Raw genomic sequence first — 20,426 nt, 5'->3', positions numbered from 1 at the left:
TATTACACAAGAATGACCCACAATATCATCGTCGTGATAATCGTGACCACTCCTTGTATTAAGGTAGCCATCGTTTGAGCTTTATAGGCATCCGTCACTTTCATCCCGCTAAATTGGGTGACCACCCAGAAAAAGCTATCATTTACATGGCTTACTGTCATCGCACCTGCTCCAACAGCCATGACTACCAATGCAAGAGGAATAGCCCCTTCAATCCCCAACGTTGGAAGCATGGGGGCAATCAAAGATGAAGTGATGACCAGTGATGCTGTCGAAGAACCCTGGGCCGTTTTCACCCCAGCAGCAATTAGGAACGGGACCAACAGGAACAAGGAACCGCTAAAGATGCTGCCCATATCCCAACTTTGGATGATGTCTGCAATCCCCGTGTTTTTAATGACGGTACCAAATGCTCCGCCCGCCCCGGTGATCAATAAAATTGGCGCAGCATCCAATAAGGCGGCTCCTATCCAGTTTGTTAATGTTTCTTCATCATACTTAGGCAGCAATGTCAGAGCGGAAATCACTCCGACGAGCAATGCGATGACCGGCTGGCCCAAGAATACGAAAAATGCGGCGATCCCCCCCTCTGTCCCAAAGAGCGTTAATACAGAACTGGCTCCAATCAGGACAATCGGTAAAACGATCGGTAAAAATGATTGTAAGGCAGAAGGCATCTTGCCGAATGAACGGACAATTTCATCATAATCGTAATCCAGGTCACTTCGGTCATCTTCAACTTCTATCTTGGTCGCTACTTTCATTGACCATATATAACCAGCAAGTGCAGCTGGAATGGCCGTAATTAGACCTATCAAAATGACGGTCCCCAAGTATCCGTCCGCTCCGATATTCCCGGCTGCCGCAATTGGCCCCGGGGTTGGGGGTACAAGTGTATGTGTCGCATACAAACCAGTTGCAAGTGCAACTGACATGGAAGCAACCGCTACTTTTGCGCGTCTTGCCAACGCTTTTCTTAAGCTCGATAAAATAACGAAACCTGAATCGCAAAAAACGGGTATGGATACGATAAAGCCAATCATACTCATCGCAAGCTGCGGTCTTTTAGGGCCGACAATCCTCAATACAACTTCGGCCATTCTTAATGCGGCACCGGCCTTTTCCAAAATGGTCCCGATTATTGTACCGAAAACGATTACAAGTCCAATGCTTGTCATCAATCCGCCAAAACCGCCGTTGATATTCTCAACAATCTGATCCAGAGGCATTCCAGAAGCAAAACCCACAAATAAAGTGCCTAATAGAAGCGATAAGAACGGATGCAGCTTGAATTTAGTTGTCGCAAAAACAATTAAAAACACGCCGATGGCCAAAACAATAAATAACATAAGATTACCCCCTATTTTTGATCGCTGCCAAAAAAGCCCGCATTACTTGCTCGGCTGAAACTTCCAACAATTCAGCTCCTCTTTCCATTGCTTCCTTTAAAGGCATGGGAGCGTTCACCAAACTATGAACACTCGTTATTCCGTGGTCATATAAAACTTCAATACCTGTTCCGATCGATCCAGCCAAAACAAATACCGGAATACCATGCTTTTTGGCTTCTTGTGCAACTCCCATGGGTGTTTTGCCTGAAGCAGTCTGGTAATCGATTTGGCCCTCACCGGTAAAGACACAATCGGCACCGGACATTTTTTCACCCAGTTTCGTATACTCCATGACAATATCGATGCCCCTTTTTGTTTCTGCACGGAAAAAGGCTTGAAATGCACCTCCAATTCCTCCTGCAGCACCAGCACCTGCTTTATCATGCAAGTGTATGCCTGTTTTGATTTCCACCAAATCAGCCCATGATGATAAAGCCTTATCAAGCATTTCAACCATGTCAGGAGTCGCCCCTTTTTGAGGTCCGAATACCCTTGATGCCCCATCAGGACCGACTAACGGATTTTGGACATCCGAGGCAATCAAAAATTCAGAATCCGCTATTCTGGAATCAAAATCCTCCGTATTAATGTTTGATATCCGTGATAATTCGGCACCTCCGTATCCAAGAGTTTTACCTTCTTCATCAAACACCTTCATTCCCAAAGCCTGGAGCATACCGACTCCGCCATCGTTGGTAGCGCTTCCGCCAATCGCTAAAATGAACTTTCGACAGCCATCATTCAATGCCTTTTGAATAAGCTCCCCTGTCCCGTATGAAGTAGTGATCAATGGGTTCAACTCAGCTGAATCGACAAGGCAAAGACCAGATGCACTAGCCATTTCAATTACACAAGTTTTTTGATCGCCCAAGATTGCATATGCTGCCTGAACATCTTCAAGTAAAGGTCCTTTAACGGTCACTTCAACTTTTCGACCATTTGTAGCTGCTACAAGACTATCCATCGTGCCTTCCCCGCCATCCGCCGCAGGAACCAATATTGTGTACGCATCCGGCAGTGCCTTCCTGATTCCTCGCTCAATAGCTTTTGAAGCTTCTGTTGCTGATAAACTTCCTTTATAGGAATCTGGTGCAATAACAATTTTCATGCTCAGTTCCCCTTTGAATATATTTTTATATCAATTAATTATAATCTTCGGAAATATTTTAATCATCGTTCATTCTAAACGAAAATAAGTATGACATATTGGATTTTTTTGGTTATACTATACAGAAAAAATAATTTGTCTTTTCTGTTATTTTCCTATTTTCCTAAAGTATAAGATAGCTAAAGGCTTAAACTTTCGACGATCCCTCTTTACATGAAAAATCATAGCTTGTTTGCTTAAAATATGATCACCATTCTGTTAGCAAATAAAAAAACTCTAAAAGGATGACTTGAATGCTGACCCAAGAAATTGCAATGGAAATTGTCAAACAAACCACCAATAGACTTAACAGAAACATTAATATTATGGATGATAAAGGAATCATCATCGCTTCCGGAAATCATGAACGCATCGACCAATTGCATTTAGGAGCAATGGAAGTACTGAAAACGGGAAAGCCGTTAATCATTCCCGAAAATGATCGTCATCAATGGGTAGGTGTCCTTCCTGGAATTAATTTGCCGATTAATTTTCAAAATGTAATTATAGGCGTCATCGGGATCACCGGAGATCCGACTGAACTTTTGGAATTCGGCGAATTGGTGAAAATGATAACGGAAATGATGCTTCATCAAGCTTTTATAGCGGAACAACTCGAATGGAAACAACACTTGAAAGAATTGGTATTTGAAGACTTATTAAAGGAAGATATCAATCAGCATTCGATTGATCAGAGACTTGAACTGATTGGAATGAAATTAGAACCTCCCTATCAAGTGGGGGTAATGGAAATGAAATTAAATCCGTTAAATAAGAATGAGCTGATTCAGATGACTGAAACTGTTTTTGGTTCCCAGTATGCCCTTGTTGGGTTCTTGAGTGTGAATCGGGTTTTCATTCTCACTATGGCGCTAAGCGGAAATAACATTGACAAAAGACTGGATTCAGCCATCAAACAATTAAAAGCAAAAGACTTCGTTATACGAATCGGTTTGGGCTCTATCGTGGATAAGGAATCATCCATCGTCCACTCTTTCCGCGAAGCTGAAACAGCACTTTTACTGGGTGAAGCCAAACAAGCTTTATCTAGATATACTGATGTGGAAACAAAAGCCCTGTTGGAAAGGATAGATGAGCGGACGAAACAGCAATTTCAGGAAAGAATTTTAGGCAGCTTATCCGAAAAGTTGATTGAGACTCTGCAACAATTTTTCCAAAGTAACCTAAATATCGGGGAATGTGCCAAAAGAATGTTTATCCATCGTAATTCCCTTATATACCGATTGAAAAAAATCAAGGACATTACCGGATATAATCCACAGGTGCTGCAGGATGCCATAACTTTACAGTTAGCCATTTGGGTAAGCCAATCGAAAAGGAGAAGTTGAAAGAAATTGAGAACAATATTGCCTATTTAAATTATTTTCGTTCCATCCCTATTAAAGCCTTGCATTGGAATTCTGTATAATTGATCGAATTACCGAGTAGATTAAAAATACATGATTTTTTTGCATATCAGGAGGGATTGAATGAGTGGCATCGCAAATCTTTTAATTATCCTTGGATTTACCGTTGTTTTCATCATTATCATCGTTTTGGTCTTACTAATACTTTATATGATTTTCTTTGATCGCATGCAGAAGCATCATGCAATTTTAAGAAATTACCCCGTGCTCGGGAGAATACGATACTTTCTGGAAAAAATCGGACCTGAGATGCGGCAATATTGGTTTAACAGTGATAACGAAGGAAAACCCTTTTCCCGTGATGACTATGAACATATGGTGAAAAGTTCAAAATATTTACGGGATGTCATAGGTTTTGGCTCAAAACGGGATTTTGATGAGGAAGGCTTCTTTGTTAAAAATAGCATGTTCCCAAAATTGGCCGAAGAAGAAAAATATGATCGTGAAACTAAAGTGACGACGAAAAGGTACATTCTATTGAAAGACCCGCTTTTCTCACAACGAGAAGAAAAATGGGAAGATGAAGTATCCTCTGCATTCTTATTGGATGATGAAGATGCCGTAATCATTGGCCCAAACACTAAGAATCCTTTTCGGCTAAAAGGCCTTATCGGCATGTCAGCCATGAGTTATGGCTCTTTGGGAAAGAACGCAATCACTGCGCTTTCTGAGGGATTGGCTGCAGCAAAAGGTACCTGGATGAATACAGGTGAAGGCGGACTATCTCCTTATCATTTAATTGGCGGTGTCGATATAATCATGCAAATCGGTCCAGCCATGTTTGGGGTTCGGGATAGTACCGGCGAAATGGATTGGGATGAGTTAAAAAGAAAAAGTGAAATACCTGAAATCAAAGCATTTGAAATCAAATTGGCTCAAGGGGCCAAAACTCGCGGAGGACATATCGATGCTGAAAAAGTGAATCCGGAAATCGCTGAAATCCGTAAGGTCGTTCCGTACAAAGCGATTGATAGTCCGAATCGGTTTCATCAATACAATGACGTAAAATCCATGTGCGATTTTATCGAAAAAATAAGGGAACATACTGGAATCCCGGTCGGCATCAAAATGGTCATCGGCGGCACTGACAGTGTTGAAGAGCTTGCTAGCTACATGAAAGAAACCGGGAAAGGTCCGGATTTCATTTCATTGGATGGCGGTGAAGGCGGCACGGGTGCTTCTTATCAGGAATTGATCGATAGCGTAGGATTGCCGATAAAATCCGCTTTACCGATTTTAGTATCGACACTGGAAAAATACGGTGTCCGCAATCGGGTTAAAATCATCGCCTCCGGAAAATTGTTCACGCCTGATAGAATTGCGATAGCCCTGGCCATGGGAGCAGACCTTGTTAACATAGCCCGGGGTTTCATGATTGCGATAGGATGTATACAGACGATGAAATGCCATTCCAATGCTTGTCCTGTCGGGGTAGCCACCACTGATCCGGAATTGCAAAAAGCACTTGTCATCGATGAAAAGAAATACCGTGTGGTTAACTTTCTTGTAACCCTTAGAAAAGGATTATTTCGGATCTCAGCCGCAGCTGGTTTAGAATCGCCTCTCCATTTTCAGCCTAAGCACATTAGCTATAAGGACGATAAAGGAATTGTCACATCTCTTGAAGATATTATGAAAGAAGTTAATGGACAAATAGGGTCCAGGCAATGAAAAGACCACCGCCCAAGTATGATGGGCGATGGTCTTTTCTTTTTCGATCAATGAATCCGTTATAGGCTGCCAATTGTATCAGGCATGTATTCGAGTATCCCTTTCTCCATTTCCCTTACCCGCCAGCTTTCCATAGCGATAATAAACATAAGATGGAGTAATTAGCGGCTTTAGATGAATTTACTATAGTTTGGTAAAAATTTCAGATGGATTGATAATACCATTTGCCATCACGTTTAAACTTTCTGCATTGGTCATTCAAAAGAAGGTATTCTAGGTGTGCCAATGTTTCACCTACAGCAAATCTTGTTTCGTGAATGGACAGATTTCCAAATAAGATCTGGCAAGCACTTTTTACAGAAATCGCCTCTTTCATGTTTTCATGAATTACATGCAGCCGGTCCTGGTGGTGATCCAACAATTCAACAATTCTTTTATTGGCATTTTGAAACGGTTTCCCATGAGAAGGGATGACATATTCAACGTCAAGCTTTTGTATTTTTTTCAAAGAATTAAAAAACTCTTCCAATGGGTTGCTGAAACCTTTAAACCAATAAGATATATTTGGAGATATCTTGGGCAATATATGATCTGTCGAGAACAGGACGCTATTTTCCTTATTATATAAGGAAATCAGGCCGTCAGAATGTCCCGGAGTGAAAAGCACTTCATACTCATATTTGCCAAAATGCAGCTTCATTCCTTCTTCAAGATGATGATTTACGGTAGGATAGGGTTTTACTTGGGGCATGAATCCGCTTTCGTCACTGGATAAGGCCACGGCGACATCTTCTTCCATACCACACGCATTGTAATTTTCTTTAAGCAGATTTAGCGAATCGGCTTCCCAATACGTAGTTCCCGCTTGCTCATCCACTTCTGTCATCCATACATTCGCACAGGTCAATTGTTGTAAGGTCCCTGCATACCCGAAATGATCTGGGTGATAATGTGTGATGATAATATCGGCAATATCGTGTTTTTCGATAATTGGGTTCCATAAATCCCTGGTCGTTTTGTTATTTAATCCCGCATCAATTATAGTCCATCCTTTTTCACCTTCCGCTAGGAAACAATGGACATGGTCCAATCTAAAAGGCAATGGAATGGTAATTTGAGTAACTTTCAATTCATTCAGCAAGTATAACTTCCCCTTCCGATTTAACTGCATTTACATGAAAAACATCGAAATTGCTAAAACAAAACATTTAAGTTTATTAAATAATGTATATCATTTAATCAATTCGACGATTTTTCTCAGTTTCCTTTAATCATATCCAAAGCCAATCGATTAAAATCCAGAAGCCATAGCCTAGGGGCAATGGTTAATCCATGAAAATTTAAAAAACCGCCATTAAAATTAATGGCGGCAGACTGTAGACAAACTCGATGAAAAATCGAGTTTATCTATTTTTATGGCTTGTACAATTTAGAGGTTGATTGGAACGTAGGGCACTCGCTTTCCGCGGGCGGTCGGCCCTCGGCTATCGCCTGCGGGTTCTTCCCAAGACGCGCTTTTCTAAGCAGGGGTCTCGTACACCCGCTCCAATCAACTTTGTCTTACCTTTTACGGCACCTCGTTTTACATATCATCCTCGATCGTTTGAACAAGGTTGAAAATAAAATGATAAATTAAATGAAAAGCTTCTTCCAATGACATGCCTTCTTGGAACCCTTTAATGTTATCCAAGGCAAAATTCACATCCCATAGCCCTTCGCCCTGGTTAAACATTAAACTGAACGACCCAATTCCTTCTTGGAGTTCCTTGGTTAAATACGTTTTTAAAACATCTCCCATTTTTTTCTGGAATTTCAATCCGAACATCGCGTTATATGTACCGAAAACATCATCGACTTCTAACGAAAGTGCCTCAACACCGATTAATTCGAACCATCGTGATTCAAAGTAAAGGAATTCATCTTTGTTTTTTTTCAAATACTCAATCGGTTGTGATAAAAATGCAGAGTTCTCTTCAGAGATTAATTCTTCGCTCTCTTTATTACTGCGCTCCATATAAGCATCCGTAAAACGCGATGCATTTTCTTTTTCCGCTATAATGATATCCTCGGCGAGTAATTTATGCTTTTCTACATAGTCCTTTTCTTCTTTAAATAACTCAATCTTGTTTTCGATTACGGATTTTGATATGTATGATTCCATTTGTTTTTTTAGCATGATATGTCCTCCTAGTGTCTTTTCAAGCTTTCACAATTTCAATCATAGCATATTCAGTATAGATAAAATAACTTTGTGAAAGAAATTACAATATCAGATGTGGCAATCATTTCTGGTCTTCGATATAGTAGTGGTAAGCGTTTATACATATGAAAGAAATGAGATGTTGAATCATGCAAAAAATCATTGTAGTTGGTGCAGGAATTTTGGGAGCTTCCACTGCCTATCAATTGGCTAAAAATGGGGTTGAAGTGATCATTATTGACCGCCAAGATGTCGGTCAGGCAACATCTGCAGCTGCAGGAATCGTTTGCCCGTGGATATCGCAAAGGCGCAACCAAGCTTGGTATCTTCTTGCCAAAAATGGTGCGGCCTTTTACCCGGGTTTAATTGAAGAACTTGAACGGGACGGTGAAACCGAGACTGGGTATGCCCAGGTCGGTGCCATAAGTCTGCATACAGATGAAGCTAAACTGAATGCCATGAAGAACCGGGCGGCAAAACGGCAAGAAGATGCACCGGAGATGGGGGCGATCACCTTACTTTCCGCAGAGGAAACACGTGCCTTATTCCCGCCTCTTTCCAGCGAATATGCAGCCGTTCATGTGAGTGGTGCAGCGCGGGTCGATGGACGCGCACTACGTGATTCCTTATTGAGGGCTTCACAAAAATATGGTGCAAAACTTATGTATGGCGAAGCTAAACTTACATATAACGGTACTCAAGTGTCAGGTGTAACACTTAGAGATGAATTCATTCCTGCTGATAAAGTGATTGTTTGTGCTGGCGCTTGGGCACCGGAATTACTGAAACCACTGGGCGTGAATTTTCATGTCACTTTCCAAAAGGCTCAAATCATTCATCTGGAAATGGCAAATGAAAATACAAATAACTGGCCTGTAGTCATGCCTCCGAGTGATCAATATCTTTTGGCTTTTGATCATAATAAAATCGTCGCGGGGGCGACTCATGAAAATACGGAAGTTTTCGATAACCGAATGACCGCAGGTGGGCTGCAGGAAGTTTTCAACAAAGCCTTGCAAACCGCCCCCGGTTTGACAGACAGTACGTTTGTTGAAGCAAGGGTCGGATTCCGTCCATTCACGCCGGGATTCCTTCCCGTCATGGGACCTTTACCTGGCTGGGGAGGCATAATCGTAGCCAATGGTCTTGGAGCTTCAGGTTTAACAATGGGCCCATATATAGGCTCACTATTGGCAAACCTCGCACTTGACAGAGAAATTGAAATCGAAATTGAAAATTATGATGTAAGAGGTGCGCTATAAATTTAGCTTCCCTTAAATTAACTTGCTGTATGAACTCAACTGATCAGAAAATGATCAGTTCCGTTTTTTTCAAATGGTCCTTTTCATAAAAAGGATCAAGGACCTTTAATGGGTCCTTGATTCAGACTGTAGACAAACTCGATGAAAATCGAGTTTGTCTATTTTTTATGGCTTTTACAATTTGGACGTTGCTTTAACTTTTAGATAGAACACTTTTGCCTAGAGTCATTTTTGTTTTAATATAGAAGTATTAAAACTTGAGGTGATGAAGATGCCTTCTAAACATGATTCTATTCAGCGCAATCAACTTGAAATGATTACTTTAGATTTAGTTCAACTGGTGCCACCGAACCATTTGGTTCGTAAATGGAGGCTTCCATTGACTTCACTTGCATTTATGACTTGGTGAAATATATGTATTCAGAGGTAGGACGCCTAAGTATTGATTCAGTTATTTTAGTTAAACTGACATTCATTTCAATATACCTTTGGTATTCGTTCCATGCGAAAAACGATTGAAGAAGCGGAAACAAATAAGGATTACCGTTGGTTCTTAGGCTATGGTTTTCATGATGAAGCACCTCCTACTCCACGTTCGGGAAAAATCATGCTGTTCTTTGAAATGTAAAAATAAGAATCTTCCATTTCAACAATTTATTTCATCTATTTATTAATATCAGGTTCACTTACTTCTTCATAAATAACTTTTAACTCTTCAATAGTGAGTGTTTTTAAAAATTCCTCTAATTCATCCATGTTAATGCCTCCTATAATTAAGAACATTCGTTCTTATTATAATCACCATAATATCAGTAGTAAATAGTTAATTTTACTTTTAACACAAATAGATGAATTATAGAATTCAATAATCAACTGTTTCCCATCCTTTTATACCTACAAAAGATTCAATGAGCATACAGCACTCCTTTTTAACCCACGGTCATTTCCTTTGAAAAATAGTGCTGTAACATCATTTTCATTTGCTCTTTATTTGCTGCAAATTGCTTATGACGATGACCATTTCCTCCAGATGGATGGGGAAATCCTAGAAGTATGTTATTGGCATCCAAATAATCTTGACCCGCTAAATAGTTTAAGACCTTGGTAACATTAACGCCTAAAGGAATAATAAGCGGATGTTCAATGTTACCTATTTCGGTAGCAAAGCCTTCCATTATATTTTTTTCAAGCAACTCGGTCTTTAAAATGTTTGGAGTTGTTCCACTATAGTTTTTTCCGTTATAAAAAACTGGGTAGGTTAAAACTGAGGTAGTATGAACGAGGTGACTCGCTTCGTCAAAAAGATCCAGTGTGGACGAAATGTTTAAGTATGTGTGTAATCCAAGCTCATCCAACATTTTAACTAAATTTTTTCTCATCGTTCCTTCAAAACTGGAATTTTTTTTTACTTCGTGCAGGATCTCTTCGTCACCATGCAGGTGCCCTCTTGCATTAATTACGGTAGAATAAGATTTTTTCATTTGATGTAAACCAGGAGTGATTCCGACAATCACCACTTTGGCCCGTTCATTTATATATTCGAAAGGAGCATAATATATTTCGAGTTTTTTCTTTTCTTCTCTTTCAAGCAAAAATTGCTCACTCTTTATCATTTCATCTGTATAGACAGCAGGTAAAGCTTTAATTAATTCCTTAAATTGCGTAAACTTAGAAAAATTAGCGATCCCCATAAATTACTACCCCTTCTTCCCTTTATTTATTTTGGCCAATTCAGTATATCAGAAATTCAGATTTGCCACCGACATAGGGGCATTATGAATCTTGTTGGAAAACTCTCAAAAAAAAGATAAATTGCTTTCCAACCCTTGGATTGAAAAGAATTTATCTTTAAAATGGTATTTGGGGATGAAAAAAATGTTTGGGTTTACAAATTGAAACTATTGATTGAATCTTCCGCGTTGGCGAAGTAATTCACGATTCAGGTTCGGATCCTTTTCAAATGCAGCGCGGCCGTGAAGCCAGAATATGTTGTTGACAACAACTAAATCTCCAACAGGCAGTTCAAGTTCAAGTACACTTTCATCACTTTCCAATGAATTGGATAAATCGCGCAAGTATTTGGCTTGTTCGATTGATTCAGGATAAACAAATTGATCGATAAAACATACACCAGGTTGGTTATTATGATTGAAGAAGGTCAATCTTTCAATTTCCTGGTTAACGTTCTTACTTTTTGGAGCTTTATACGTGAATTTGTGGCTGGATAATGGATGATTCACATACAGATCAAGCTCTTTCCAATCGTCTAAATGCAATAAACGAGATTCGCCACCGCGTGCATTTTGTTCGATCATCTTCATCATTAGTAACCAGTCCGTTGGTTCATCTACAAAGGTGCCATCCGTATGAAGTGTAAATAAACGATAAGCCTGACGTAAATATGAATCACTGCTATCCGTGTCTTGAACACTGAAGCGGGCATAATATTTCCCTGACATGGAATCATGGTTTGGAGTTCCCAGCAAGTATGAAATCGCCGTTGCAAAAATGACATATTCATCTGTATTCTCCGTGACACCCTCCAAGCCAAGGGTGAAGCCGCCGGATTCCCGATCATGAACGATGTTACGAAGCAATTCACCAAAGTCTTCCCCTACTTGATCCAAAAGATATGAAGCAATGATGAGTCGTGCATATGGCGTATATTCCAGATGTTGAACAGACTGATTATCCTTGGATACCGTTTCTAAAAAAGCAGCAATCGCCTCTTTTGAAATTTCAATATGATATAAACGGCTGGATTGAGGGTGAACTTTCACCTCGTATTTTTCTGTTTTCCTTTCAAACTTCGCTCTCTTTTTTTCTGCAATGTTCATGAATGATTCCTCCTGTTATTTGTAATATAGGTGACAAGGTTAACAGGAAATATAAAAAGCCAGTCGCACATGACCCCAAATAAAATGGGAATCCAACTGTACAACTGGCTTATATTCACTTCACTGCTCTATGCAAATAGAGTCACAGCGAATATGCAGTTTATGTATGGTTTATTTTTCCTGTTTCCAATCATTAAGATCTTTACACGATTCTGAAAAGGTATTTTCCAAAAGGTGTTAATGTCATAATATTGGCTTAATTACATTAAAACGTTTTTCCGTAAAAATGTCAACATATTTTACAAATTATTCTGATAAATCATTTTACTAACTTGGTAGTTTCGTTTTTTCTGCCGCTTTAATTTGCTGAAAATGGAGATCCAGGTCCTTCAAGGCAGCAATCAATGCATTAGCCGCTTTCCCCCGATAATAAGATGTAATCGATTCTATCGCTTCATCAACACCATCATTTAAACTGATCCCTTTTAATAAACGCCCTATAAATTCCCGTCCATGCTCTGTTGCCAGTGTACAAGAAGCCTCCAGGATAACACCATATTTAGCATCGACTTCTGCAGTGATGGTCAATGTTTCAAAGACACTTTTCGCCGCCATCCCTTGGGGTAAACGTGCGTGACCTGCAATAAAAATTGTTTTACCATTGAACATGAGGTCTCTTCCTCTCTTTAACGAATATTATTTTGTCAATACAGCTTCCAATAAGTGTGTTTGTTCCGGAATGCGGGTAACAACCTCTTTTCCAATTTCAATGGAGGCTGTTGCTGCAGGTGACGGTGCATTACAAACATGAATGGTCCGTTTCCCCATTATAATATGAAAATCATCCACCATATTACCATCATCCTGTAACGCCTGTGCCCGGACTCCGGCAGGTGCAGGGATTAAATCATCTTCTTGAATTTCCGGAATCAATTCCTGCAGACTTTTCGTAAATTGCTTTTTACTAAAAGAACGGACATATTCATCCATCCCTTCCTTCATGAATTTACTGGCCAGTTTCCAAAAACCTTTATAGCTTAAAACTTCAGTTAAATCCTTCGCATTGAAGTCAGTTTTTTTATAACCTTCACGTTTGAAACTAAGTACAGCATTTGGGCCAGCATCTACTTCGCCGCTAATCATCCGTGTGAAATGAACTCCTAGAAATGGAAACTTAGGGTTAGGTACCGGATAAATTAAATGATTGACAAGAAAGCGCTTTTCGGGCTTCAATTTAAAATATTCACCGCGAAACGGGACAATTTTCATATCAGTTTTATACCCTGCGGCTGATGCGATACGGTCACTGTGCAATCCAGCGCAATTAATGACTATCCTTGCTTTTATTGTCCCGTTGTTCGTAGCGATGATGACTTCATCAGAATCCTCGTCAATCTTCTCCACCTTTGTATTCAGCTTGATTTCACCGCCGTTGCCTCGGATGATATCCGCCATCTTTTCACTTACCTGACGATAATTGACGATGCCAGCTTGCGGGACGCGAATCGCTCCAAGTCCATTGACATGCGGTTCAATTTCCTTTAACTCTTCCACACCGATTCTTTGGATAGCTAGCTCATTTTGTAAACCGCGTGAAAATAAATCATCTAGAAGGGGCAACTCTTCTGGTTTTGTTGCAACAATGACCTTGCCGCAAATATCATGATCAATTCCATGCATCCTACAGAATTCCGTCATTGATTTGCTTCCTTGACGGGCAAACCGTGCCTTGAAACTGCCTGGTTTATAATAAATTCCTGAATGGATGACGCCGCTGTTATGCCCCGTTTGATGATCTGCAACAACAGCCTCCTTTTCAATGACTACCACTTTAGCATTAGGAAACCGCTGATAAAGGGCCATTCCCGTTGATAAACCTACAATTCCCCCGCCAACAATTGCGAAATCATACACAATTAACACTCCTTTTATTGATGATTTTTAGTATTCAGCAACTCCATATACGTAATTAAATTGTTCTTAGTCCGTAAGATGTGAAATTCTACTGCTGCCCTTAGTTCTGCAGGATCCCCTCTTAGTGCCGCTTCAAATATCATCCGGTGTTCCCGTTGCGTTTCTGGGTAATAATCAATCAGCAAATTCGGCGCAATGGGTGAGATACCCAACGTTTCTACCATTTTTTGAACTCTTGGCCATGGGCACCCTTTTCGGAGGGTTTCATGAAAAGCCGCATTCAAAAGGATATAATGTTCATTGGTTTCATCAGATAACTGAATCCCTTCCATTTCAATCAAAATTCCCTTTAATTTTTCTTTATCCTCCTTTGTTAAATAAGGAAGCGACTTTTCTACAGCAAGGCCTTCAAGCAGAGACCTGGTATGATAAATTTCTTCAATATCATCCCGGGTAATCGGTGTGACGATTGCTCCTTTATGAGGAACCATTTCCACCAACCCCTCCATTTGAAGTTGTGTAAGGGCTTCACGAATGGGCATTCTGCTTACTTCCAGGCGATCTGCCCACTCCTCTTGGATGAGTCGCTCCCCCTTTTTCAACGTCCCATTCAAAATCGCCTTCCTAAGACTTTTCGTAACATTTTTTACGATTGTAGATTTATCTCTTTTAGAATTAGCATTATCCAATCCAGCGTCCACCTTTCGATATTGGATACAATTTAAACTATATCAACTTAATGAAGCGATTACAATACAGAAAATTAAATAAATTGTATCCAATTTAAAAAACACTGGATACAATACTAGGTAAACATCTACTTCTCTCATATAAAGATAATTTATGGCCTTCATTTATATGTAGCTATACACTAGGTATTTAAAATAATCATCTTATATTGCTCAGTTCAGTAAAGAGAAGTTTTTTTGGGACGAAATTCCACTCAAATCAAGTCTTTTTGTATCAAGATACATTAATATCTTATCTGCAGGCTCCAAGCGTGTTAAAATCAAACAAATATAGTTATGAAGTACAAAATTTGAAATTGGTAAAAGTCATTAGAATAAAGGGGTAAATTGCATGGCAGAATTAATCGATTGGAAAAATAGTGCTCACGGGCATAAATTCATAGCATCTTTTAGCGGAGGAAAGGATAGTGTCTTAGCCTTATATAAGGCATTGAAGGTTGGAGAATCTGTAGGACTGATTGTCATGCTGGAGGAGGAAGGAAAACGTTCCAGATCCCATGGAATGCCTCCGGAACTCTTAAAAGCCCAAGCTGAATCAATAGGTTTGCCTGTATATACTGCGGCTGCCAGTTGGACTGAATATGAAAAGGTATTTATGCGCCTTTTAGCAGATGCAAAGAATCAAGGAGCAGAAGTGTTGGTAACTGGAGACCTGGATATGCCTGCCCATGGCTGTTGGCATGAAAAGGTTACGAAGAATGCCGGATTGAAGCTTGGAATGCCTTTATGGGAAATGAACCATCGTGAAGCTGTCGAAGAGTTCATGAATCTAGGATTCGTTACGATCATTGTAACCGTTAATTTATCATTGGGAATGCGAGAGGATGATTTAGGACGAACATTAACCCATGAATACGTGAAGGAACTTGAAGCTCGCGGCATTGACCCCTGCGGAGAAGGTGGGGAGTTTCATACAACAGTAATAAATGGGCCCATTTTTAAACAGCCAATTTCAGTTCGTAAATGTGAGATTATTAAAGACGGGGAGTATGCTTTTTTACCTTTGGAGCTAGATAAGATGACGAATGAGAGTACCTTATAACCGAACTTATTATCAATATTCCTGGCAACAGCTATATACTGCACCCCAATTATGTGATTTTCTTTAGATTGAGGTGCAGTTCATCTGAGGAGTCCTTTAACAATAGGATAGAATTATTTTAGTTAACATAATAAAATTATAGTAACTTAACTTGCGGCAATCATTCATTACTGATAACTTTCTGATTCATTATTTGTTAAATAGGAGAACAACAGACTTTTATATAAGAAATTAAGCGATAAAAATCAGTACTGGTGACATCGAAAAAAAGACTAAATATTCTAGTCTATTTTGAAAAGTCATTCGGTTGATTTAAAACTGTTGCCCTAACAAAACTCTTATATTTTTCAAAAATCCTCAGTGAAGGCCATTTTCTTAGTATAAGGAGGTTATCCCCCTCCGAAACCCCTTTCACCTCTCCGCACCAATGATGCCGGTTTTATCTCCCCTTTCAGATATAACGAAATAATGTTTCTCTATAATAATGCTCTATTTAAGGACTGTGTTATCCATATAAAAAGAATGAAAAATACAGGAGTTGTCTTCGTCCGTTCAATTAATAATAGAAATCCATTAATGTTTCGTCCATTAAGTCCTGTGTAAGTCCTATGTAAATCATCGTATCTTTGGGATTGGAATGATTAAGGATTTGCTGCAGTAAAGCGATATCCTTGAATTTTTGGTAATGCAAATAGCCGAAGGTTTTTCGGAGGGTATGTGTACCGACATCCGGAATGTCTGCCATTTCAGCCGCTTTGTTCAGAACTCGATAGGCCTGCACCCTGGTGATTGGACCATTACCTTTTCGACTTGGAAATAAATACTGTTCATTTTTCAGGTTCGATTTGCGGACATACTTCCTAACTTCTTTACGAAGCTGAGGATTGACAAGGAACCGCTTAATTTTATCTGTTTTTTGCTCCACAATGACTATATGCGTACCCTCAAGGATGTCTTTCACTCGCAATTGTAAAAGATCACCTATACGTAATCCGATGTTTATCCCGATTGAAAACATCATATAATCCCTGTAGCTGCAATATTTTAATAGTGATTTTTTCATCTTTTCTATGTGATCCAACCTGCGTATCGGCTGAACATTTTTAATTCTTTGAGAGGTTGCTTGCATGAACGGCTCATTCCCCTTTCTCCTTCTTTCATTGTACGTGAACAGCTTAAAAAAAGGCAAGTTTTATAAATTTTGATACGCTTATAAACCTTGATTTAACGGGATTTCGAATGTATCAATAGAGGTCCTTTGTTACATTCGGAATATTCTTGCAAAATCAACCAAAAAAGAGCTTGTAATCTACTACCCTCCTTTAACCGGCTTATAGCTTCATAGAGCGCCTTTAATCGGTTCTTGACTTATGACTCCAATGAATTAAAACAATAGCTTTAAAAGCCAAATATGGAGCTCGTTTTTTTGGCTTTTTTAATATTTTTTTAAAATAATGTATACCTTACCTATAACCCAATCAATTTTCCATTTATTTAGCAATTCATTCAATTTACTATAATATGATTATGTAAACTTTTGTTTTAAACATTTCTTCATTTTAAATTTAACAAAGAGAATTCAATTTACTTCCCTTTGTCAAATATCCCCCAATCCATTAATGAATATAAAAACTGGCATCATCAATGATTTCTATGTCTTTGTGACTTTTCAGCTCCTCCATCAACTGGAAAAGCGCTCCATCCTTTTGTTTTGCTTCAATCATGCAATCGAGATGTGGTAAGCTTCCCTTTATTTGTTGCAAAAATTCCATGAACATCCCAGTATCCACAAAGTCAGCATGTGCTCGAAATTCTTTATCGGACCTTGGACTTGAAATATGCATTTTAGGGTGTAGTTTGGAATTACTCCAGGTAGTCAATATTCGGTCCCAATGATCTTTCCAATCTTCATTTGGTAAATGATGTGCGAGGTGATGGTGATAATCAAAAACCATTGGTATTCCCAATTTTTCACATAAATAAAGGGTTTCCGACAAAGTAAAGGTAGTATCATCATTCTCAAGAATGACCATTCTTTGAATCGATTCCGGAATTAAACCCCAATTATGGATAAACTGCTCTAATGCCTGTACATGCTCACCGTACCCCCCGCCAACATGTAAAACACAGCGATGTTCGGGATCCATTCCCATTTTTTTTAATAATGTATAATGCATCCTTAATGTTTTTAAGGATGTCTTCAGAATATCGATATTTGAACTATTCAAGATGACAAAATGATCTGGATGAAAATCTACCCTTATTTTGGGGTGATTCTTTATGAATGTTTTTAATTTAGCCAGTTCTTCTGAAATAGCTTCTATGTAATCCCATTCTGGAATTTCCGGATGATTGGCTAAAGGGATAAGTTTTGAAGAAAGCCTAAAGAACTGAATATTATTGGCTTCGTTATGAATCAGTAAACGCCAGCAATTATGAAGATTGGATATTGAAAGGCGTTCGAGCTTCCTTATTGCTGCGTCTCTGTCCTTAATCTTCGAAAACTGAGTATAAGTCATTGTTTGGGATGGCGAACAGTTTGGCACATGATTACTCATGGCTACATAACCAAGGCGAATTAATGTCAAGGTGATGGCTCCTTTACGGTTGAATGTTTAATGGAAGTATTCCCCTTTTTGACAAATAATATATTTGTGAAAAATCCACCGCTCCAAGAAATTAAAAAAATGGCCTTTTTCCGAAAGAATATCGGGCCAAAGCCATTTTTCCAAGTTATCATTTCAGTCTAGAATTTCATACTTCACTTACACTTCAGGGGTAGGAGTTGGTTTGGCATACCCACTTTTATATTTTTCATCGACTTTATTCCGGATTTCTTTGACGCTCATGCCATCATTCAAGTCCAATATGGATTGCGCAGCAATTTCCAAGCAAACTCCGCATCTTGTCCCGTGGTCATCCCAAACCACTTCCCCATTTTTTTTATTCTCATGGATAAAGCAATCATAATTATTTTTATGGTTAGCTGACTCTCCGCAACCGCAATAACAAGGTATTTTTTCTAGTAGATCTTTATTTTGTGCAACAGCTAAATAGATTGTCTTCATATCCTCCGGTTTTTCAGCTAAGAAATCCGGTGCTATTTCCTTACTGCTGGTCTCCTCCTGAAGATCTCCGGATACCGTATGCTCTGAATGTCCTTCATGGCCGCTTTCTTTTTGTACAACACTTTCCTCTTCACTTGAACAACCTGAAAGTATTATCGAAAAACAGATTCCCATAGTGACCGTCATTAATTTCAGATTCATTTTTACACTCCTTGCTCCTTTTAATACTCCCATTTTATGGCACGTAAGCTGTTTCTACAAGCATAAGTTTCCTTAATTATTAGGATTTATAATGTCAAGCATACTATAATGGCTTTCCGGTACGACTTAATGCATATTTATAGAGTATAAACCACACTTTAAGAAGAAAGAGCGAGGTGATCTTGTCGTGAGAATGCTGCCATCATTCTTAATTTTGTTAGGCACATATTTACTTATTATACTCCTTGATAAATTACAGGGCTTGAGTATATTCCACTCTTTCTATAGTATCAAACAATATTTGATAGTAGCTCGTGGAGAAGATTACTTTCTACTCATTACATTCACTATAATCTTTCTTATTTTGAACGTATTCTCAGTAAAAAAAAACCGGCAGCCTCCATCTTCATGATACTGCCGCCGGTTTTAATTTTTGTTTTATATATACGGTAAGCAATAAAAGAATGGGGATTCCTATGAGGAAAGGTAGATGCAAAAGGTAAGGGACGACTTTTAACCCTTCATTTATATGTGCCTGATAACTAGGGGCAATCATAATCGAAGATATGAAAATAACACCGCCAACAAGATAAATGAACATAGGAGAAGGTTTCATTTGAAATAAGTCTGCTGCGCCAATAATGGCACAAAAGAAGAAAATCGAAATTTTAATGAAGCCTAAAATGATCATTAAAACAAGAATAAAGGTATCCAGTCTTTCAAAAAAATCAGCGATATTAATATAACTCACGGCTGTAAGAGCTGGGAAATTAGACCTTAATACCGCCTCGGGACCTAATACAGACAAGAGAAGGATCGAATTAAGAGTTAATGAAACCCCACCTATAATTATCGCAAAAAGGCCCACTTTAACAGCAGAACTCTTTTTATTCAAATACGGAAGGATCATCGTAAACGTAATCAATTCTCCGAAAGGTACAGTGATACCTGTAGGAATCAACTCTTTCCATACCAATCCCCATCCGTTGCCTAATACAGGCTGAAGATTCTCCAATCTTGTATATCCTCCCAATACAAACATAATGTTCAAAATCAAAAGGCTTATGATAATAATGGCAAAGCATAAGCATGCAACACGTGCAAATGCTTCCACCCCTAGGTGAACTCCATATATTAAAACAAGTATCATGCATATCCCCAGCGTTATTAAGGAAGTACGCCTATAAGTAGAGCTAATTAATAATTCTTCAAAATCTCGTAACACTCTTGAAGCCAGATAAATAAAATAGATGATATAACAAAAACTGAATGCACCACCGATATATTTACCCCAAATTTTTCGGAGATAGCCGGTCATCGGTAAGTCAGGGTATTTTTTAAATAATGAAGTATACATGAAATACAGTAAACACCCAATAAGGGTTGATAAGAGATTCACAATCCAGACGTCCTGCTTGGCGCTTTTTCCTATATCAAGCAGTAAATTACTACCAAACATAAAAATGACCATCATGCAAAATAACTGAAATCCATCAATTTTTATTTTAGGCAATGCC

18 protein-coding genes and 1 pseudogene are annotated in these 20,426 nt (G+C 38.9%); 6 read left to right on the top strand and 13 right to left on the bottom strand.

All coding sequences use genetic code 11. From position 1 onward, the window contains the following. Positions 1-2 precede the first annotated feature (2 nt). Both A6755_RS14655 and A6755_RS14650 read right to left on the bottom strand, forming a co-directional pair. Positions 3-1,349: a GntP family permease gene (locus A6755_RS14655; RefSeq protein ID WP_063591107.1), complete on the bottom strand. Its 1,347-nt coding sequence runs from the start codon at positions 1,347-1,349 to the stop codon at positions 3-5. A 4-nt stretch (positions 1,350-1,353) separates the two neighbouring features. Beyond that, positions 1,354-2,499: a glycerate kinase gene (locus A6755_RS14650; protein ID WP_063591106.1), complete on the bottom strand. Its 1,146-nt coding sequence runs from the start codon at positions 2,497-2,499 to the stop codon at positions 1,354-1,356. A gap of 293 nt (positions 2,500-2,792) precedes the next feature. On the opposite strand from A6755_RS14650, the gene A6755_RS14645 reads away from it, so the two are divergent. Continuing rightward, a complete protein-coding gene (locus A6755_RS14645; protein ID WP_063591105.1) occupies positions 2,793-3,887 on the top strand; it encodes a CdaR family transcriptional regulator in 1,095 nt (364 codons plus the stop codon). Between the two features lie 141 nt (positions 3,888-4,028). Then, entirely contained in the window at positions 4,029-5,636 is a 1,608-nt protein-coding gene (locus tag A6755_RS14640) for an FMN-binding glutamate synthase family protein (protein ID WP_063591104.1), read from the top strand. A 202-nt stretch (positions 5,637-5,838) separates the two neighbouring features. On the opposite strand, the gene A6755_RS14635 is transcribed toward A6755_RS14640, so the two are convergent. Then, entirely contained in the window at positions 5,839-6,777 is a 939-nt protein-coding gene (locus A6755_RS14635) for an MBL fold metallo-hydrolase (RefSeq protein WP_034306804.1), read from the bottom strand. Between the two features lie 441 nt (positions 6,778-7,218). Further along, positions 7,219-7,812 carry a hypothetical protein gene (locus A6755_RS14630; protein WP_063591103.1) on the bottom strand — a complete coding sequence of 198 codons (594 nt, stop codon included), beginning with the start codon at positions 7,810-7,812 and terminating at the stop codon, positions 7,219-7,221. Positions 7,813-7,985: 173 nt separating this feature from the next. On the opposite strand from A6755_RS14630, the gene A6755_RS14625 reads away from it, so the two are divergent. Together A6755_RS14625 and A6755_RS26705 are read left to right on the top strand one after the other, a co-directional pair. After that, positions 7,986-9,098 carry an NAD(P)/FAD-dependent oxidoreductase gene (locus A6755_RS14625; protein ID WP_063591102.1) on the top strand — a complete coding sequence of 371 codons (1,113 nt, stop codon included), beginning with the start codon at positions 7,986-7,988 and terminating at the stop codon, positions 9,096-9,098. A 271-nt stretch (positions 9,099-9,369) separates the two neighbouring features. Beyond that, positions 9,370-9,707, top strand: a pseudogene (locus tag A6755_RS26705) (transposase); the annotation flags it as partial. 320 nt (positions 9,708-10,027) lie between these two features. Here the strand turns inward: A6755_RS26705 and A6755_RS14620 are convergent. The 5 genes from A6755_RS14620 to A6755_RS14600 form a co-directional block, all read right to left on the bottom strand. Then, entirely contained in the window at positions 10,028-10,789 is a 762-nt protein-coding gene (locus A6755_RS14620) for a uracil-DNA glycosylase family protein (RefSeq protein ID WP_063591101.1), read from the bottom strand. Between the two features lie 207 nt (positions 10,790-10,996). Continuing rightward, positions 10,997-11,935, bottom strand: a complete 939-nt coding sequence (gene glaH, locus A6755_RS14615) for a glutarate dioxygenase GlaH (RefSeq protein ID WP_063591100.1) — start codon at positions 11,933-11,935, stop codon at positions 10,997-10,999. Between the two features lie 327 nt (positions 11,936-12,262). Next, positions 12,263-12,604 (bottom strand): DUF3870 domain-containing protein, encoded by a 342-nt coding sequence (locus tag A6755_RS14610; protein WP_034306813.1) that lies wholly within the window; start codon positions 12,602-12,604, stop codon positions 12,263-12,265. A gap of 27 nt (positions 12,605-12,631) precedes the next feature. After that, positions 12,632-13,849 (bottom strand): L-2-hydroxyglutarate oxidase, encoded by a 1,218-nt coding sequence (lhgO, locus tag A6755_RS14605; protein ID WP_063591099.1) that lies wholly within the window; start codon positions 13,847-13,849, stop codon positions 12,632-12,634. A 14-nt stretch (positions 13,850-13,863) separates the two neighbouring features. Next, on the bottom strand, positions 13,864-14,538 hold the full coding sequence (locus A6755_RS14600; protein ID WP_063591098.1) for a GntR family transcriptional regulator: 675 nt from the start codon (positions 14,536-14,538) through the stop codon (positions 13,864-13,866). Positions 14,539-14,929: 391 nt separating this feature from the next. Here A6755_RS14600 and A6755_RS14595 point away from each other — a divergent pair, with 391 nt between their 5' ends. Further along, on the top strand, positions 14,930-15,640 hold the full coding sequence (locus tag A6755_RS14595) for a Dph6-related ATP pyrophosphatase (protein ID WP_063591097.1): 711 nt from the start codon (positions 14,930-14,932) through the stop codon (positions 15,638-15,640). Between the two features lie 556 nt (positions 15,641-16,196). Here the strand turns inward: A6755_RS14595 and A6755_RS14590 are convergent. From A6755_RS14590 to A6755_RS14580, 3 genes are all read right to left on the bottom strand, one after another. Next, positions 16,197-16,769, bottom strand: a complete 573-nt coding sequence (locus tag A6755_RS14590) for a site-specific integrase (protein ID WP_194719377.1) — start codon at positions 16,767-16,769, stop codon at positions 16,197-16,199. A 487-nt stretch (positions 16,770-17,256) separates the two neighbouring features. Then, a complete protein-coding gene (uvsE, locus tag A6755_RS14585; protein ID WP_063591096.1) occupies positions 17,257-18,228 on the bottom strand; it encodes a UV DNA damage repair endonuclease UvsE in 972 nt (323 codons plus the stop codon). 177 nt (positions 18,229-18,405) lie between these two features. Then, positions 18,406-18,909: a PCYCGC motif-containing (lipo)protein gene (locus A6755_RS14580; RefSeq protein ID WP_170956451.1), complete on the bottom strand. Its 504-nt coding sequence runs from the start codon at positions 18,907-18,909 to the stop codon at positions 18,406-18,408. Positions 18,910-19,102: 193 nt separating this feature from the next. On the opposite strand from A6755_RS14580, the gene A6755_RS28435 reads away from it, so the two are divergent. Continuing rightward, entirely contained in the window at positions 19,103-19,321 is a 219-nt protein-coding gene (locus A6755_RS28435) for a YczF family membrane protein (RefSeq protein ID WP_465264151.1), read from the top strand. Here A6755_RS28435 and A6755_RS14575 read toward each other — a convergent pair. After that, positions 19,316-20,422, bottom strand: a complete 1,107-nt coding sequence (locus tag A6755_RS14575; RefSeq protein WP_084737763.1) for a GerAB/ArcD/ProY family transporter — start codon at positions 20,420-20,422, stop codon at positions 19,316-19,318. The genes A6755_RS28435 and A6755_RS14575 overlap by 6 nt on opposite strands. Positions 20,423-20,426: the final 4 nt, after the last annotated feature.

Origin of the sequence: Peribacillus frigoritolerans, from assembly GCF_001636405.1 — a bacterium.
In the GTDB taxonomy this organism is placed as follows: domain Bacteria; phylum Bacillota; class Bacilli; order Bacillales; family DSM-1321; genus Peribacillus; species Peribacillus frigoritolerans.
Note: the sequence above shows the minus strand (reverse complement) of the source record. Positions and strands in the feature narration are given on the sequence as shown.

What these genes read in the sequence shown, in the direction of transcription:
- A6755_RS14650 (WP_063591106.1), bottom strand. Translation starts at nt 2,499, where the DNA reads ATGAAAATTGTTATTGCACCAGATTCCTATAAAGGAAGTTTATCAGCA.
- A6755_RS14625 (WP_063591102.1), top strand. Translation starts at nt 7,986, where the DNA reads ATGCAAAAAATCATTGTAGTTGGTGCAGGAATTTTGGGAGCTTCCACT.
- A6755_RS14655 (WP_063591107.1), bottom strand. Translation starts at nt 1,349, where the DNA reads ATGTTATTTATTGTTTTGGCCATCGGCGTGTTTTTAATTGTTTTTGCG.
- A6755_RS28435 (WP_465264151.1), top strand. Translation starts at nt 19,103, where the DNA reads ATGCTGCCATCATTCTTAATTTTGTTAGGCACATATTTACTTATTATA.
- A6755_RS14595 (WP_063591097.1), top strand. Translation starts at nt 14,930, where the DNA reads ATGGCAGAATTAATCGATTGGAAAAATAGTGCTCACGGGCATAAATTC.
- A6755_RS14620 (WP_063591101.1), bottom strand. Translation starts at nt 10,789, where the DNA reads ATGGGGATCGCTAATTTTTCTAAGTTTACGCAATTTAAGGAATTAATT.
- glaH (WP_063591100.1), bottom strand. Translation starts at nt 11,935, where the DNA reads ATGAACATTGCAGAAAAAAAGAGAGCGAAGTTTGAAAGGAAAACAGAA.
- A6755_RS14630 (WP_063591103.1), bottom strand. Translation starts at nt 7,812, where the DNA reads ATGCTAAAAAAACAAATGGAATCATACATATCAAAATCCGTAATCGAA.
- A6755_RS14640 (WP_063591104.1), top strand. Translation starts at nt 4,029, where the DNA reads ATGAGTGGCATCGCAAATCTTTTAATTATCCTTGGATTTACCGTTGTT.
- A6755_RS14580 (WP_170956451.1), bottom strand. Translation starts at nt 18,909, where the DNA reads ATGAATCTGAAATTAATGACGGTCACTATGGGAATCTGTTTTTCGATA.
- A6755_RS14645 (WP_063591105.1), top strand. Translation starts at nt 2,793, where the DNA reads ATGCTGACCCAAGAAATTGCAATGGAAATTGTCAAACAAACCACCAAT.
- A6755_RS14610 (WP_034306813.1), bottom strand. Translation starts at nt 12,604, where the DNA reads ATGTTCAATGGTAAAACAATTTTTATTGCAGGTCACGCACGTTTACCC.
- A6755_RS14590 (WP_194719377.1), bottom strand. Translation starts at nt 16,769, where the DNA reads ATGCAAGCAACCTCTCAAAGAATTAAAAATGTTCAGCCGATACGCAGG.